The organism is Vannielia sp., assembly GCF_029212645.1.
Taxonomy (GTDB): domain Bacteria; phylum Pseudomonadota; class Alphaproteobacteria; order Rhodobacterales; family Rhodobacteraceae; genus Vannielia.
This window is the reverse complement of sequence record NZ_JARGND010000045.1, coordinates 8,573-23,157: the sequence shown is the minus strand read 5'-3', so window position 1 is coordinate 23,157 and position 14,585 is coordinate 8,573. Positions and strand designations below refer to the sequence as shown.

The following is a 14,585-nucleotide window of genomic DNA, read 5'->3' as shown; positions in this document are numbered from 1 at the left end:
GCTATAAATTCTCCACCTATGCCACCTGGTGGATCCGGCAGGCGATCACCCGCTCCATCGCCGATCAGGCCCGCACCATCCGCATCCCGGTGCATATGATCGAGACGATCAACAAGCTGGTGCGGACCGGCCGCCAGATGCTCCACGAAATCGGCCGCGAGCCAACCCCCGAGGAACTGGCCGAAAAGCTGCAAATGCCGCTGGAGAAGGTCCGCAAGGTGATGAAAATCGCCAAGGAGCCGATCTCGCTCGAAACGCCGATCGGCGATGAGGAAGACAGCCAGCTTGGCGATTTCATCGAAGACAAGAACGCCGTGCTGCCGCTGGATTCCGCCATTCAGGAGAACCTGAAGGAAACCACAACCCGCGTGCTGGCCTCGCTCACACCCCGCGAAGAACGGGTGCTGCGCATGCGCTTTGGCATCGGCATGAACACCGACCACACCCTTGAGGAAGTCGGCCAGCAGTTCTCGGTCACCCGCGAACGCATCCGCCAGATCGAGGCGAAAGCGCTGCGCAAGCTGAAGCACCCAAGCCGGTCACGGAAAATGCGGAGTTTTCTGGACCAGTAGGATTTTGACAAAAAAGTCAGTTCTCATCAAAGCAATAGGTAGAGCTTCCAAGTCAGGGAAATTCGAAGCCGTCCAGAAGGGCGCAAAGCGTCCGGGCGCTTTTGTAAAGACACTGAGCACCATTCGGGAGTCGGTGGCCACACACCGAGAAGCGCTAGAAAGACTCGCCGAGCGCTGAATGGGGCACTATCGGATACGAGTGGCCGATGCACTTCAAGCGCACCAAGAGGCGCTTGAAGCCGGCGGTGGTAGACAAGGTGGTGTCAACTTGCACCGTCTGCCGTCGCCTGCGGCCCCTGCGACCAATCGCTCACTCCCCGTCCCGCACTGGCCGAAAGCCCGCCGCCGCGCTATATTACCCTCATGAAAAAGATCCTCCTCACCGCCGCCGCCCTTCTTGTTGCCAGCCCCGCTGCCGCCTTCATGGCCTCCAATGGGTACCGCGTCAGCGGCACCGCCGAGGCGATCCGCGTGGCGCCGCTGCCGGGGGCCGGTGGGTCGCAGGTGTTTTGCGCTGCGGCTGAATATGCCCGCACGCACCTCGGGGCCGCCACGGCGGACAAGCTCACCGTCATCACCCCCCGTTCCAAAGGGCTGGGCAGGGGCAATAGGACGGTGGTCTTTCGCCTCAGCAGCGGCACGCAAAGTGACCACGGGTTTCTGCTCAGCGTGTCAAAGGCGGGGGAAACAAGCTCCGTTGCGCATGTCATGCAGCTTTGTGATCCGCCCCGCGCCACAGCCGACACCGATTAACCCCACGGCAATCACCAATTTCCGGTGCGCACCGGGAACCGGCGGCGCGGGATCTGCGTTTTCCTTTCATGATGAAACACGCAGCCTCTCTCCTCGTCCTCCTTGCGGCTCTGGCCCCGGCCAGTGCCAGCCCGTTCATTGACTACCCCGATAGCCCTGACGCTCCGGTGGAAGGGACGGTCGAAATTGTTGTGCCCCCGCAAGACCTTGCGCGCTGCCAGATGACCCTTGCCGCCGTTCTCTCACCGCCGGTTGAGGCCGAGGCTGTCGCCATGCCTGCAACCAGCCCCAACCTGCCCGTGGCGATTTGTGTGACCGAAGAGAGCAAAGCCTCTTCGTAACGCGCCCCCCTTGCGCCGCCCTCTGCCGCTGGGCATCGTGGCGCCATGCAAACCACCTTCACCATCCCCACCCACGGCCCCGGCCTCACGCTGTTTACCGACGAGGTGGCGGCATGGTTGCACGGTAGCGCGGTGGGCGACGGGCTGCTCACCCTGCTGGTGCGCCACACCTCCGCCTCGCTCTTGCTGATGGAGAACGCAGACCCCGATGTGCGCCGCGACCTCACCGCCTTTTTCGCCCGCCTGGTGCCGCCATCCGATCACCCCTCGATGGCCTATTTGCGCCACACCTACGAGGGCCCCGATGACATGCCCGCCCACATCAAGGCGGCTCTCCTGCCGGTTTCCCTGCAAATCCCTGTTTCTGCGGGGAAAATGCGGCTGGGCACATGGCAGGGGATCTACCTTGTCGAGCATCGCACAGCGCCGCACCGCCGGGAGGTCGCGGCGCATTTCTTGCAAGGCTGACACAGTGCTACCGCTTCATCTGGGGGCGGCAATTCGGGTCTACCCAAACTCTGGTGAGGGTCCTATAGTGACTGTGGATAAGTGGGGAGTATAACCCCAGAGGCAGACCGAAAAGCAAAGAATAAAAGGGGACAGGAATGCGCTGCCCGTTTTGCGGAAATGTAGATACCCAGGTAAAAGACAGCCGCCCGGCCGAAGACCATGTTGCCATCCGGCGACGCCGGTTTTGCCCGGCTTGTGGCGGGCGTTTCACAACCTATGAGCGCGTCCAGTTGCGTGACCTTGTTGTGGTCAAATCCAACGGACGCCGCGAGGATTTTGATCGCGACAAGCTGGAGCGCTCGATCCGGATCGCGCTGCAAAAGCGCCCGATTGATCCCGAGCGCGTGGACCAGATGATCTCTGGCATCGTGCGCCGGCTTGAAAGCATGGGCGAAACCGATATCGACAGCAAGATCATCGGTGAGATCGTCATGGAAAGCCTCGCGCGGATCGACACCGTCGCCTACGTGCGGTTTGCCAGCGTTTACAAGAACTTCCAGGCCGCAGATGATTTTGATCGTTTCGTCTCCGAGTTGCGCCCCCCGGCGTTGCCGGATGACAGTGACGGGTGAGTTCTACCGCTGACGATGCCCGCTGGATGGCCCGTGCCCTGAGCCTTGGGGCGCGGGGGCAGGGGCAGGTGTGGCCCAATCCGGCGGTGGGCTGCATTCTGGTGAAAAACGGGCGCGTTCTGGGGCGCGGCTGGACCCAACCGGGTGGGCGCCCGCATGGCGAGGTCATGGCGCTGGCGCAGGCCGGGGCTGGCGCACGCGGGGCCACTGCCTATGTCACGCTGGAGCCCTGCGCCCATTTCGGCAAAACGCCGCCCTGCGCGGGGGCACTGGCCAAGGCCGGGGTCGCCCGCGTGGTGAGCGCCATGCAAGACCCTGATCCCCGCACCGCCGGGCAGGGCCACCAGCACCTTGTGGATGCCGGAATATCCCTCACCACCAATGTGTTACGCGACAAGGCTGAAGTGGCCCACGCGGGCTTTACCAGCCGTATCCTCAAGGGCCGCCCCCGCCTCACCCTCAAACTCGCCGCCAGCTTTGATGGCCGCATCGCCACCGCCTCGGGCGAAAGCAAGTGGATCACCGGCCCCGCCGCCCGCCATGCGGTGCAGGGGCTGCGGGCCAGCCATGATGCGGTGATGGTGGGCGCGGGAACGGCGCGGGCCGATGACCCGGCGCTCACCCTGCGCGGCTATGGCAACCGCGAGGCCCCGGTGCGCGTGGTGGTGTCGCGCCGCCTTGCCTTGCCCGCCGACAGCCAGCTTGCCCGCAGCGCCGCAGAGGTGCCGCTATGGCTCTGCCATGGCCGCGATGCCCCCGCCGAGCGCATTGCCGCGTGGCAGGCGCTTGGCGCAACCCTGATCGAGGTGCCGCTGGGCGATGATCGCCACCCCGATCCCACCGCGCTGATGCAGGCGCTCGGGGGCAGGGGCCTCACCCGTGTGCTCTGTGAGGGCGGCGGAATGCTCGCGGCCTCGCTGGTATCAGCCGGGGTGGTGGACCAGCTCATCGGCTTTTCCGCCGGGCTGATGCTGGGGGCCGAGGGGCAGCCATCGGTTGGCCCGCTTGGCCTTTCGGCACTGGCTGAAGCGCCGCGCTACAGCCTCACCGAGAGCCGCAAAATTGGCCCTGATCTCATGCACATATGGGATAAAACCTGAAAGATTCCGCCGGGCGGTTCAACGCCACAGATGCGCGTAGCCCGCAAGCAACCCCTGCGCCTTGGCGAGCAAGCGGTTGCCGAGGCCCGGCGCTGGCAAATTGCCGTTTTCCAGCCGCTCCAGCACCACCTCCACCGGGCAGGGCGTGCCTGTCACCGGGTCATGGTAGCGCGGATAATCAATCAGCACCGCCTGCACCAAAGCCTCCAGCGTAGGGCGCGCGCTGCGCCGCTCCGGCGGGGAGCCGCGATCATCGCTCAGCCCCCACCCGGCGTAAAACGGCGCGCCCAGCGTCACCACCGGCACAGAGCGCAGCAGCGCCTCGAACCCAAGGCCCGAGGTCATGGTCCACACCGCATCCACCCGCATCAAAAGCGCCGCAGGATCAACGCCGCGCAGCACCATATCGGCCAAGCCCTCATCGACCGCGCCCTTGCGCAGCCCGGCCTCCACATCGGGGTGGGGCTTATACAGGATCACCGCTTCAGGTTCTGCATCACGAACGGCTTGTAACAGCCCTTGATTGCTGGAAATTTCGCCAGTGCCGCGCAGGATAGAGGCATCGTCCTCCACCTGTCCGGGCACCAAAATGCGCCGCCCCTTGGGCAGTTCCGGCAGGGCGGTATCGCCCACGTTATACTTGCTCAACCCGGACGCCTTCAGCCGGGCGATGAGCGTTTCGGCCCTTGGATGCTCGGGGCGCGCGGCGGCGGCGCTTATCAGGCGCTCCAGCCGCGACGGGGCAGTGGGATCATAGTAAATCCCCAGATCATCGCGCACGAGGCTGAGCGGCGCGATCAGATCGGCCCCCAAGCCGCGTGAGCGCAAAAAACCGTCTTCCACGCGGAACAAATCAACATGGGCGCGCGCCGTTGCGGCCTCCAGCGCCTCATCCACCTTGCTTGACCAGGCGATCACCGGCGCCCCCATGGCGGCGGCCTTTTCTGCCGCTTTTTCCGGTTTATCGCAAAAAATCAGAGGTTTCTCACCGCCAAAGAAATCCTGCAAAGGCCGCCGCTTCCACAGGCGCATCCCATAGGCCACCGCCCCGGCACGATCCTCGCGCCAGGCGCGGGCGCGGGCCGCAAGCCCATCCATCACCTCTTCGAGCGAGGCCAATCGGTCGCGCCACGGGTCATACCACACCGGATAAAGGATCATCGCGGCGGCAAAAAGCTGGGCGCGGGTGAGCTTGCGTTCGCGGCGCGGGCAGGGTGCCTCATCCTGCGTCAGCCCCCAGCCGCCATAGAACGGCTGGCCAAAAACCCGTGGCCGGTGGCCGGCAATAATCGCCTCAAACCCCATGCCGGAGGACACGGTATAAACCGCAATCGCCCCTTCCAGCAGCGCCCAGGGCGAGACGGGTTCGCTGTAAAGTGACGTGCGCTCATCTTCATTTTCCGGGCCAAAATGCCCCTCCCGTGCGCCAGCGGCGGTTTCGGGGTGGGTCTTGATCAGGATGCGCGCGCCGGGATTTTCGATCTGGGCAAAGGCCAGCATTTCGCGAAACATGCCTTCGCCAGCCGCCCCATGGGTGATCGAGGCATCGCCGTGGGTTTGGTCGATCACCAGCACATAGCCCGGATCTGGCGCTTGAAGAGCGGGGTCAAAGCCGTTGTATTTGCTGAGATGTTCGCGCTTCATTCGCGCCATCGCCGCGCGGGCGCGGGCCATCAGCGCCCCGTCATCCAGCGGGTGGGTGGCAAGCATCACCTCAAGGTCAGAGGGTTGGGCGCTGTCAAAATGCACGCCGCGCGTATCAATCAGCAGGCCGACCGGCGGCTCCCCATCGGCGCGCCCCGGATGAACCGAGCGCAGCAGCGCATCTTCCACCCGCACCAGCGTGGCCCCGGCGGCGGCGGCCATGCCTTCGCCCCGCGCCGCATAGGGCGAGCGGCCCCAGACGCCAACGTAATCATCGGCCCCAGGCATTCCGAGCTTCACCTCCCAGCCCGCAAGCTCCAGCACCCGCCGGATGCGCTTCTGGAAGACAAAGCCGCCGGTATAAACGTAAAGCCGCCGGGGAGCCTCATGCTCCCCGGCGGCTGGTGTCAGAGTGTCCGGCGCGGGGGCCATTGGCCCCGTCAGTTTCCGGTGCTGGCGAGTGTGTTGGCGGTGCCAACGGCGCCGGTGAGGGCCGAAAGCGTTTTCTGCCACTGCACATAGGGGGCTTCGGTCACATAAACCGTGTCACCATCGCGGATCACGAAATCACGCGCCTCGAACATGCCGGTCGGCTCGGTGAGATCGAGCACATAGACCATGCGCTGCGTGCCTTTCAGATCGGTCCGGCCCAGCACCTGCTTGGCAATTTCCTCTGGCTCGTTACGGAACACAAACACGCCCGTCGGGTCTGCAAGGTTGGAGCTGAGGCCCCCCACCTGCGCAATTGCCTCGATTGCCGAGAGCGTTTGCGTGGTGAAATCCACCCGCTGCTGGGTGCCGGTTGCGCCCAATGCGGTAAAGGCGCGGCTGTCTTCCTCAATGAGGATGCGGTCGCCATCGCGCAGGGCAATATCAAACTTGGGGTTCTTGAAAACGTCCTCCCACCAGACGGTGCGGCGCTCTTTGCCACGGATCACGGTGATCTGGGCCACGTCTTGCTCGATGGCAATGCCACCGGCCCGCGCGATCATCGCAGAAAGGGTGCGGGTGGGCCGCTCGATCGGGTAAACGCCCTGTGCGCCCACGCCCCCGACCAGTGAAACGGTCGCGCCATCGCCTGCGAGGCGGCGAACAATCACTTGCGGATCAGGGGTTTGGGTATCCAGCTTCTCGGTGATCAACTGGCGGATGCGCTCCGGCGTGTTGCCCGAAGCACGGATGCGCCCGGCGTAGGGCACAAAGATGAAGCCGGCGCCATCAACCTGCACTTCTTCCAGCACGGTCGAGTTCAGCCCATCACCGGCGAGCAACCCGTCATCAACGTTTTCCCAAATGGTGAGGCCCAGAACATCGCCGGGGCGGATGGTGTCAGAGCCAAGCTGGCCGGCGTTTACGAAGCCCTCGGAAAAGCTCAGCACCGGCGTGACCGAGGTGGCCGCTGTCACCCGATTGTTGACGGCCACGATAAAGGCGTCGCCCTCTTTCATCACGGAACCTGCGAAGATTTCACGCTTGTTCGGCCCCACACGCGGCAATGCGCAAGAGGCGACAAGAGCCACCATGACGATAGCGGCCGCGGCCTTGGCCAACGGTTTTGTTTTGATACTCACTGCTCGGGCTCCTTACCGGATTTCTGCCTCAAGTTTTGAGTGTAAGCTACGGAGGCCCCGGCAAAAAAGAAAGCTGGCTGTGCGCGCCATGGCGCGGAGCGCGGCCATGTGTTGCGCTTGTGCCGCGATCTTTACCCATCGTCAGGCGCTTGAATTTTGGTCTATGTCGCGGCGCCCGCCCACATCTTGTGCGTTGGCAGGGCGTGCCCGCAAGGGCTGGCTCAGGTCACAACCTGCAATTGCAGCCTTGGCCCGGCCTTGCCCTCGGCCAGGGCATCATAGGGGTCTTCCGGGACCAGCATCATATCCACCACCTGCCGCAAAAGCTGCCGCCGCCCGCGCGACGAATAAAAGCCCCCCGCCAGTTGCGAGGTTTCCAGCAGGAACGAACGGTAATCGCGGTAGGCCTTGCTGTCAGGGCGGGTTGGGGTGGCGAAAAACTCGCCCAGCGGCTGGGTCGAAACAAACTCCGGCTTGGCATAAACCGCCTCGCCAAACACCCTCAGCGGCAACCCCCGCCAAAGCACCTGCTGCGCGGCGGTCGAGTTCACCGTGACCGCGCTGCGGGCATGGTTGAGCACCTGCGCCAGCTTGCCTCCACGCACATAATGCACCCGGTCCTTCACCCCGTGCGCACGCGCCAGCTTGCGGATTTCGCGGCGCAGCGGGCGGCGGCCGTCTTCCAGCGGATGCGCCTTGAACACAAGGTGATGGTGCCGCGGCGCGCCCTTGGAAAAGCCGTCGATCGTGAGCGCAAGGAATTCGGTCATGGTGGAAAAGGGCGAGTGCTCCTGAAAGCTTGAGTCATGCTCAAGCTGCAAGATCGCCAGATGGTAGGGAAAGCCGCCGTGCTTGATCCGAAAGGTCGCCTGCACCCGGTCGGCCCAATAGACCGGCATCAGCACCAACCGCTTGAGATATAATCCAAATTCCTGTGCCACCGTCAGAGTGCGGTGGGGCCGGAAGTTCTTGTAAGGGTGGTTCCAGAGCAGCACGAAGTAATGGTAGAGAAAGCCGTAAAAGATGTGCTGGCGCATGTCGCCCCAGCGGGCCGGCGCATCGGGCAGATCAATGTCAGACTGGGCCAGCGCGCGGCGCATATCCTCAATCGAGAAATCCATCATCCGCGAATGCCCGTTCGAGCCGCCGCGCTCATAGGTCACCCAATAGGGGCGCAGATAGCCTTCCTCAAACACATGCACCGTGATGCCCCGCGCCTTGGCAATTTCCACCGCGCGGGCATGGATGGGCCGGGTATCGCCATAAAGCACAATGTCGCTCACGCCCTTCTCGTCGAGCAACCCGGCAAAATGCTCGGGCCACGCTTCCAGCGTGCCGCGATAGGGGATGTAGCTGCGCTTGTGAAACCACAGCGCCTCGTCGCCCTTGTTGAAGCCCACGCGCCACACTTGCGCCCCCGCCGCGCGCAACATCTTGCCCAAGCGATAAAAAAACGGCCCGTGCGGCCCCTGTAAAAACAGGTAGCGGCGGTCTTCTGCGGCGATCTGCATCATCTTCGGGCGCATACTCCTGAATGTGGTCCTTGTGGACTACCCCATTCCTGCGGCAGAATTAAGGCCCAAGCGCGAGGGGTTTCGCACGAATTGCAGGGAGTTGCCGGGCATGTTTACAGGGATCGTCACCGATGTGGGGCGCATCAGTCAGGTTGAAATGCGCGGCGACATGCGCGCGCGGATCGCCACGGGGTATGAGACCGATAGCATTGATATCGGGGCCTCCATCGCCTGCGACGGCGTGTGCTTGACGGTTGTGGCTTTGGGCGATGATTGGTTTGAGGTCGATATTTCGGCTGAAACCATCTCGAAATCCAACATCCCGGCCAATGGCTGGGCGGCCGGGCGGCGCCTCAACCTTGAGCGCGCCCTGAAGGTGGGTGATGAGCTTGGCGGGCATATCGTTTCGGGCCACGTTGATGGCGTGGCCGAGGTCATCGCCATGGCTGACGAGGGCGACAGCACCCGCATCACCTTTCGCGCGCCCCAAGACCTCGCCCGCTTCATCGCGCCCAAAGGCTCCATCACGCTCAATGGCACCTCGCTCACCGTGAACGAGGTTGAGGGCAGCACCTTCGGCATCAACCTGATCCCCCACACCCAGGAGGTCACCACCTGGGGGGATGTGCAGGTGGGCGACGGGGTGAACCTGGAGATTGATACGCTGGCCCGCTACGTGGCCCGGCTGGCCGAGGCGGGGTAGGGAAGTGGTCGCCCGATCCTGCGGCATCTGATCCTCCGGCAACCTGGTCGTCGGGCATCTAATCCTCCAGCAGCCCAAAGATCCGGCCCTTCACCATCCAGCTCACCCCAAAGGCCATCAGCGCCAGCGCCTCGCACCAAAAGGTCATGTGCCGGGCGTTCCAGGCGGTGATAAAACCCACCGGGTCTGCCGACCATGTGGCCATGGCCATCTTCCCGGCCAGCCCGGCCATGCCCAGCAGCATCAGGCAGCCCATCGCGATATAAACCTTGTTACGCAACCTCTTGCGGCCACTCTTCGCGCCGCTCATCGTCAAGGTCGTGGTCGCCGCCGGAGTTTGCACGGCGGTGAACACCCGCAGCGAGAAATAGGCCAGAATGCCAAACATCGCCGCCGCCGAGATGTAATGCGCGTTGTAAAGCAGGAAGGGCACGTCTTCCGGGGTGGCCCAATACCCAAAGCTCATCCAGAAATCATAGCTGACAGCCCCGCTCACCACCCCATCCGTCACCTGCGTATCGAGCAGGAAAAACCGTGACACATCCAGCTCACCACTGTTCGGGTAATCACAGCCCACCCCACCCGTCGGGAAAAACGCCACCCCTAGTGCAAACAGCCCCGCGGCTTTGGCCAGCAGCGCATTGGTGCGGTTGTGGGCCACAAATTCCGGGGCGTCATTGCCCTTGTAAACATAAAACAGCACCATCACCGCCCCCACCACCGAGAGCGCCCCCACCAGAATATCACCGCCAATGCGGGTGTAGTAATAATGGCTGATCGAGAACATGAAGCAGGTCGTGTCCGAAGCCAACGCCAACAGATAAAGCGCCACCGGCAGCAAAAAGGCGATCGCGCCAATGGTGGCGTTGATTCGCTTCGCGTCCACATCAAAGGGCAGCGCGCGGATGGAAATGTCAGACATGGGAAACCTCGGGAAATGACTAAGGATTAAGCACCAGCCTAGCACAAAGGGCGCAAATCCCGCAGCGCCTCTTGGCAAGGCCGCACCACCGGGCAATGCTGGCCCCATGAGCACACCCCACCCCATCGGCCATAACGGCGGCCCCACCATGGAGCCCGGAGCCGGATGGCGCCGCCACGCCTGGAAACAGGCCCGCGCCCAGCTTCTCCCCCAGCTTCCCCTCCCGGTGATCCAGCGGCGGCTGCGACGCGCCAATCAGCTGGGCCTGCCCTATGCCACCTACGCCGCCGCCCACCAGGCCGCCGGGCGCGATATCGTGGCGCTGCTCTTTTCCAACAACGCCCTGCGCCTGATCCGCACGGGCGACCGCCTGCCCCCAACCCGCGCCGAAAAGCTCCAACGCCTCGCCGATTGCGGCACCGCCCTGCTGGCCCACCCGCCACAAGACCCCGCCACACTCGCCGCCCGCATCGCCGCCGACCACCAGATCACCCTCACGCCCGCCGCCCCCGCGCCCACCCTGCGCCAAAGCTGGGGCGAAACCCGCGCCGCCCTGCGCACCCTTCTGCACGCCGCAGGCCACCCACCCGGCGCCGTCATGCTGATCTGCGACACCGCGCTTGAGGCCGCATGGGCCCCCACCGCCAGCCTCGCCGGCCACCTCCCTGCCGCGCGCTACTTCTCCGCCTGACCTGCCTCTCAATGCTCCTCCAAATATCCCCGCCGGAGGCCCAAAATCTCTTCGGCGCGCCCTCTCCACCATAACCACACGCCCCGCCCCCTTTCCCTCGCGGCCCATCCAAGCTATCTCCCCGGTGATCAACAAACCGGGCCTGCCATGAGCGACACACACCACAGCTACGCCGACGCCATCTCCTCCACCGAGGAGATCATCGAAGATGCCCGCAACGGCCGCATGTTCATCCTGGTGGACCATGAGGATCGCGAGAACGAAGGCGATCTCGTCATCCCGGCCCAAATGGCCACCCCCGATGCGATCAACTTCATGGCCACCCACGGGCGCGGGCTGATCTGCCTCACCCTCACCGGCGAGCGGATTGACAAGCTCGGCCTGCCGCTGATGGCCTCCTCCAACTCTTCGCGCCACGAAACCGCCTTCACCGTCTCCATCGAGGCCCGCGAGGGGGTAACAACCGGCATTTCCGCAGGCGACCGCGCCCGCACCGTTGCCGCCGCGATCGATTCCAACGCCACCGCGCAAGACATCGCCACACCCGGCCATGTGTTCCCGCTGCGGGCGCGCGAAGGCGGGGTGCTGGTGCGCGCCGGCCATACCGAAGCCGCCGTCGATGTGTCGCGCCTCGCCGGGCTCAACCCCTCTGGCGTGATCTGCGAAATCATGAACGAAGATGGCACCATGTCGCGCCTGCCCGATCTCGTCGCCTTCGCGCAGCGCCACGGGCTGAAAATCGGCACTATCTCCGATCTCATCGCCTACCGTCGCCGCCACGATAACCTCGTCGCGGTGAAAAAGGAGCAGGTCATCACCTCCGAGTTCGGCGGCGAATGGCTGCTCAAGATCTACGCCGATGAGGTGCAGGGCGCCGAGCATATCGTGCTGGTCAAGGGCGATATCACCGGCCCCGCCCCGGTGCTCACCCGGATGCACGCGCTCGATCCCATGCTCGATGTCGTCGGCACCGGCGAGGCCGGGCGCGCGCATGAGTTCGGCGCAGCAATGGAGGCTGTCGCCGCCGAGGGCCGCGGCGTTGTGGTGCTCCTGCGCGACCTCACCATGAAGCTCGCCGCCGAAGATGAGGTCTCGCCGCAAACCCTGCGCCAATATGGCCTTGGCGCGCAAATCCTCTCGTCGCTGGGCCTCTCCCGGCTGGAGCTGCTCACCAATTCCCCTTCGCCCAAGGTTGTCGGGCTTGAGGCTTATGGCCTCGAGATCACCGGCACGCGGGCCATTCCGGAGGCCCCCTGATGGCGAGTTCCGAAACCCATTACACCCTGCCGCGCCCCGAGTTTGATAGCGCGCCCAAGGTGCTTATCGTCGTCGCGCCCTACTACAAGGACATCGCCGATGATCTGCTGGCCGGGTCCGTGGCCGAGCTTGAGGCCTGCGGTGCCTTCCACGAAATCGCCGAAGTGCCCGGCACGCTTGAGGTGCCCACCGCGATTCGCATCGCCCACCGCCAAAGCAACTTTGATGGCTTCGTGGCGCTGGGCTGCGTGATCCGGGGCGAAACCACCCACTATGATACCGTCTGCAACGATAGCTCCCGCGCCCTCACCCTGCTGGGGCTGGAGGGGGCCTGCATCGGCAACGGCATCCTCACGGTTGAAACCCACGCGCAGGCGGTGGTGCGCTCAAAGCCCGATATGCAAAACAAAGGCGGCGGTGCCGCAGCGGCAGCCCTGCACCTGATTGCGCTCACCCGCCGTTTCGGGCAGGAGCGGCGCGGCGCGGGGTTCCGCTCCCCGCTTGAAAACGAAATCCTGCTCGCAGGCGATCCCGAAAGCCCCAAAACCGCATGAGCGACAAACGCCAAAAGAAATCCGCCGCCCGGCTCTACGCCGTGCAGGCGCTGTTCCAGATGGAAGCCTCCGGCCAAACCGCCGAAGCGGTCGAAACCGAGTTTGAAGACTTCCGCTTTGGCACCGAGTTCTTCGAGGGCGAGGAAATGGCCGAGGGCGATAGCAAACTCTTCCGCAAGCTGGTCGGCGATGCCGTGAACCAGCAAGCCAAGATCGACCAGATGACAGACCGCGCCCTGGTTGAAAAATGGCCCATCAACCGGATTGATCCGACCCTGCGCGCCCTGTTCCGCGCCGCCGGGGCCGAGCTGGTAGAGGGCAACACCCCGCCCAAGGTGGTCATCGTCGAGTTCGTCGATATCGCAAAGGCTTTCTTCCCCGAGGGGCGCGAGCCGAAGTTCGTGAACGCGGTGCTTGACCATATGGCACGCGAGGCCAAACCCGAGGCCTTTTAACCCGCCGCGCTTAACCCGCCGCGATAGGCGGATTGCCGCAGGTTTGGCATTTTCGGGGGGGATTAACTGGTAGTGAAGCAAACAGGCCCTATGTTTGGGGTACCGCACTGCCAGCCCGTGGAGGTCCCCCAGATGCCCAAGCTCATTCGAATGTATATCACTCAGGCGTTGATTGGCTTCGCCATTTCGGCGGTCTTTGTGACAGGGCTTCTGTATCTGAACGTGGCCAACCTCTGGCACCTCGTCACCCACTCCACCGATGGGCCGCTCGCGGTTTTCCTGCTGTTCATGTTCAACGGCATCGTGTTTTCCGGCGTGCAGTTCGGCGTGGCGATCATGCGCATGACCGCAGATGACGATGACACCGGCAGCAAGCGCCAGCCCGAACCGTTGCTGAACCCCTCCATGATACCCGTCCCCGTGCGCCACGACGACCCGCGCGAACGCCGCCGCCGCTGAGTTGAACGCTTCGGCCTCAGCCGCATTGCGGTGAAGCCTGCCCCCGTTCGCACCCTTTCCTTAACCCTGCGGGCAAATATCCGATGCGCATGAGTTGTGCATCGCATGTGCATCGCTTGTGGCTGTGATCTTTTTGCGATTAACGGCAAAAACCGGGCAAACCCTAACGCCGCGCCTTTTGGTCGCCATCGGTTGGTGGGTTTTGCAAGCCCTTGAAATCGCGGATAAAACCTTGCGCTTGCGCCGCATTTACCACCCCGTAAGCCGCCTCTGCTATACCCTGTGAGCCGCTCACGCCTTCGGTTGCCCCCCAAACCCGGCCCCAAAATATCTCACCCGGCGGCGTCCAATGCTGACCCTCTGGCGCGGCCCAGTTAGGCCCGCCTTTGCCGCGCCCAAGTGCAGGGGCGGAGGAGAATCTCGATCCGCACCATTGGCCGCTACTGGCGTGATTTTAAAGGGGAAAAGGTGTGGCGGGGACCACCGCAGCCGGCAAGGCTTTCGAATTCCTGGGGACCTGTATGTACAGGTGGGCGCCAGATAACCGAGCCACGGCCCGGCCAGAGCCAGCTCCCTTGGAATTGCTTAAGGCCACTGGAATTGGGCCTCGACACGGGAAGGGCAGATCCGCCACACCCCTCAGATAGGGCGCAGGCGGCGGGCTGGCAAGGGGCTTGCCTCAGCGAAACGCCTGATTGATCCGTCGCGACGTGGTCGAGCGCTTCACCCCGCGTGAAAGCTGCGGACGCCCCTGTTGGATAAACGCACCATTTGGCGTGGTATAACCATATGAGCGGCCCCGCGAGGCCCCGCCATCATAAGAGAAGGCCCGGCCAATGAAAGGAAAAGGGCGGCTGTTGTCGCCATCGTAGCCACGCCCAAAGCCATACCCAATGTGATAATCGGCATCCGGGTGGCGGGAGCGGTCAGAGGGATGGAGCGTCCAGATTTTCGGGCGCTCCGGGCG

The 14,585-nt window shown here is 63.9% G+C and carries 17 protein-coding genes; 12 read left to right on the top strand and 5 right to left on the bottom strand.

The genetic code is table 11. The annotated features are described in order from the left end of the window. From P1U55_RS13110 to ribD, 6 genes are all read left to right on the top strand, one after another. The coding region (locus P1U55_RS13110; protein ID WP_301048067.1) for a sigma-70 family RNA polymerase sigma factor at positions 1-572 on the top strand (572 nt) is incomplete at its 5' end. Positions 573-935: 363 nt separating this feature from the next. Further along, on the top strand, positions 936-1,325 hold the full coding sequence (locus P1U55_RS13105) for a hypothetical protein (RefSeq protein WP_301048066.1): 390 nt from the start codon (positions 936-938) through the stop codon (positions 1,323-1,325). 68 nt (positions 1,326-1,393) lie between these two features. After that, entirely contained in the window at positions 1,394-1,666 is a 273-nt protein-coding gene (locus P1U55_RS13100) for a hypothetical protein (RefSeq protein WP_301048065.1), read from the top strand. A gap of 45 nt (positions 1,667-1,711) precedes the next feature. Next, positions 1,712-2,134, top strand: coding sequence for a secondary thiamine-phosphate synthase enzyme YjbQ (locus P1U55_RS13095; protein ID WP_301048064.1), 423 nt, complete (start codon positions 1,712-1,714; stop codon positions 2,132-2,134). A 137-nt stretch (positions 2,135-2,271) separates the two neighbouring features. Continuing rightward, a complete protein-coding gene (gene nrdR, locus P1U55_RS13090; RefSeq protein ID WP_301048063.1) occupies positions 2,272-2,748 on the top strand; it encodes a transcriptional regulator NrdR in 477 nt (158 codons plus the stop codon). Beyond that, positions 2,745-3,848, top strand: a complete 1,104-nt coding sequence (ribD, locus tag P1U55_RS13085) for a bifunctional diaminohydroxyphosphoribosylaminopyrimidine deaminase/5-amino-6-(5-phosphoribosylamino)uracil reductase RibD (RefSeq protein WP_366943055.1) — start codon at positions 2,745-2,747, stop codon at positions 3,846-3,848. The genes nrdR and ribD overlap by 4 nt, the downstream gene beginning before the upstream one ends. Positions 3,849-3,866: 18 nt before the next feature. On the opposite strand, the gene P1U55_RS13080 is transcribed toward ribD, so the two are convergent. The 3 genes from P1U55_RS13080 to P1U55_RS13070 form a co-directional block, all read right to left on the bottom strand. Further along, a complete protein-coding gene (locus P1U55_RS13080) occupies positions 3,867-5,924 on the bottom strand; it encodes a capsular polysaccharide biosynthesis protein (RefSeq protein WP_301048062.1) in 2,058 nt (685 codons plus the stop codon). A gap of 8 nt (positions 5,925-5,932) precedes the next feature. Beyond that, on the bottom strand, positions 5,933-7,015 hold the full coding sequence (locus tag P1U55_RS13075; RefSeq protein WP_301048069.1) for a polysaccharide biosynthesis/export family protein: 1,083 nt from the start codon (positions 7,013-7,015) through the stop codon (positions 5,933-5,935). Positions 7,016-7,284: 269 nt separating this feature from the next. After that, a complete protein-coding gene (locus P1U55_RS13070; RefSeq protein ID WP_301048061.1) occupies positions 7,285-8,589 on the bottom strand; it encodes a capsular biosynthesis protein in 1,305 nt (434 codons plus the stop codon). A gap of 97 nt (positions 8,590-8,686) precedes the next feature. On the opposite strand from P1U55_RS13070, the gene P1U55_RS13065 reads away from it, so the two are divergent. Continuing rightward, positions 8,687-9,280, top strand: coding sequence for a riboflavin synthase (locus P1U55_RS13065; protein WP_301048060.1), 594 nt, complete (start codon positions 8,687-8,689; stop codon positions 9,278-9,280). Between the two features lie 58 nt (positions 9,281-9,338). On the opposite strand, the gene P1U55_RS13060 is transcribed toward P1U55_RS13065, so the two are convergent. After that, positions 9,339-10,202, bottom strand: a complete 864-nt coding sequence (locus tag P1U55_RS13060) for a hypothetical protein (RefSeq protein ID WP_301048059.1) — start codon at positions 10,200-10,202, stop codon at positions 9,339-9,341. A gap of 106 nt (positions 10,203-10,308) precedes the next feature. On the opposite strand from P1U55_RS13060, the gene P1U55_RS13055 reads away from it, so the two are divergent. The 5 genes from P1U55_RS13055 (at position 10,309) to P1U55_RS13035 (ending at position 13,618) form a co-directional block, all read left to right on the top strand. Further along, entirely contained in the window at positions 10,309-10,893 is a 585-nt protein-coding gene (locus tag P1U55_RS13055) for a hypothetical protein (protein ID WP_301048058.1), read from the top strand. Between the two features lie 147 nt (positions 10,894-11,040). Next, positions 11,041-12,150: a 3,4-dihydroxy-2-butanone-4-phosphate synthase gene (ribB, locus tag P1U55_RS13050; protein ID WP_301048057.1), complete on the top strand. Its 1,110-nt coding sequence runs from the start codon at positions 11,041-11,043 to the stop codon at positions 12,148-12,150. After that, a complete protein-coding gene (locus tag P1U55_RS13045; protein ID WP_301048056.1) occupies positions 12,150-12,704 on the top strand; it encodes a 6,7-dimethyl-8-ribityllumazine synthase in 555 nt (184 codons plus the stop codon). The genes ribB and P1U55_RS13045 overlap by 1 nt, the downstream gene beginning before the upstream one ends. Continuing rightward, the gene (gene nusB / locus P1U55_RS13040; protein WP_301048055.1) at positions 12,701-13,159 is read left to right on the top strand and encodes a transcription antitermination factor NusB; all 459 of its coding nucleotides are present in this window, start codon (positions 12,701-12,703) and stop codon (positions 13,157-13,159) included. The genes P1U55_RS13045 and nusB overlap by 4 nt, the downstream gene beginning before the upstream one ends. A gap of 132 nt (positions 13,160-13,291) precedes the next feature. Further along, positions 13,292-13,618: a hypothetical protein gene (locus tag P1U55_RS13035; RefSeq protein ID WP_301048054.1), complete on the top strand. Its 327-nt coding sequence runs from the start codon at positions 13,292-13,294 to the stop codon at positions 13,616-13,618. 679 nt (positions 13,619-14,297) lie between these two features. On the opposite strand, the gene P1U55_RS13030 is transcribed toward P1U55_RS13035, so the two are convergent. Further along, on the bottom strand, positions 14,298-14,585 hold a 288-nt coding region (locus tag P1U55_RS13030; RefSeq protein ID WP_301048053.1), incomplete at its 5' end, for a hypothetical protein.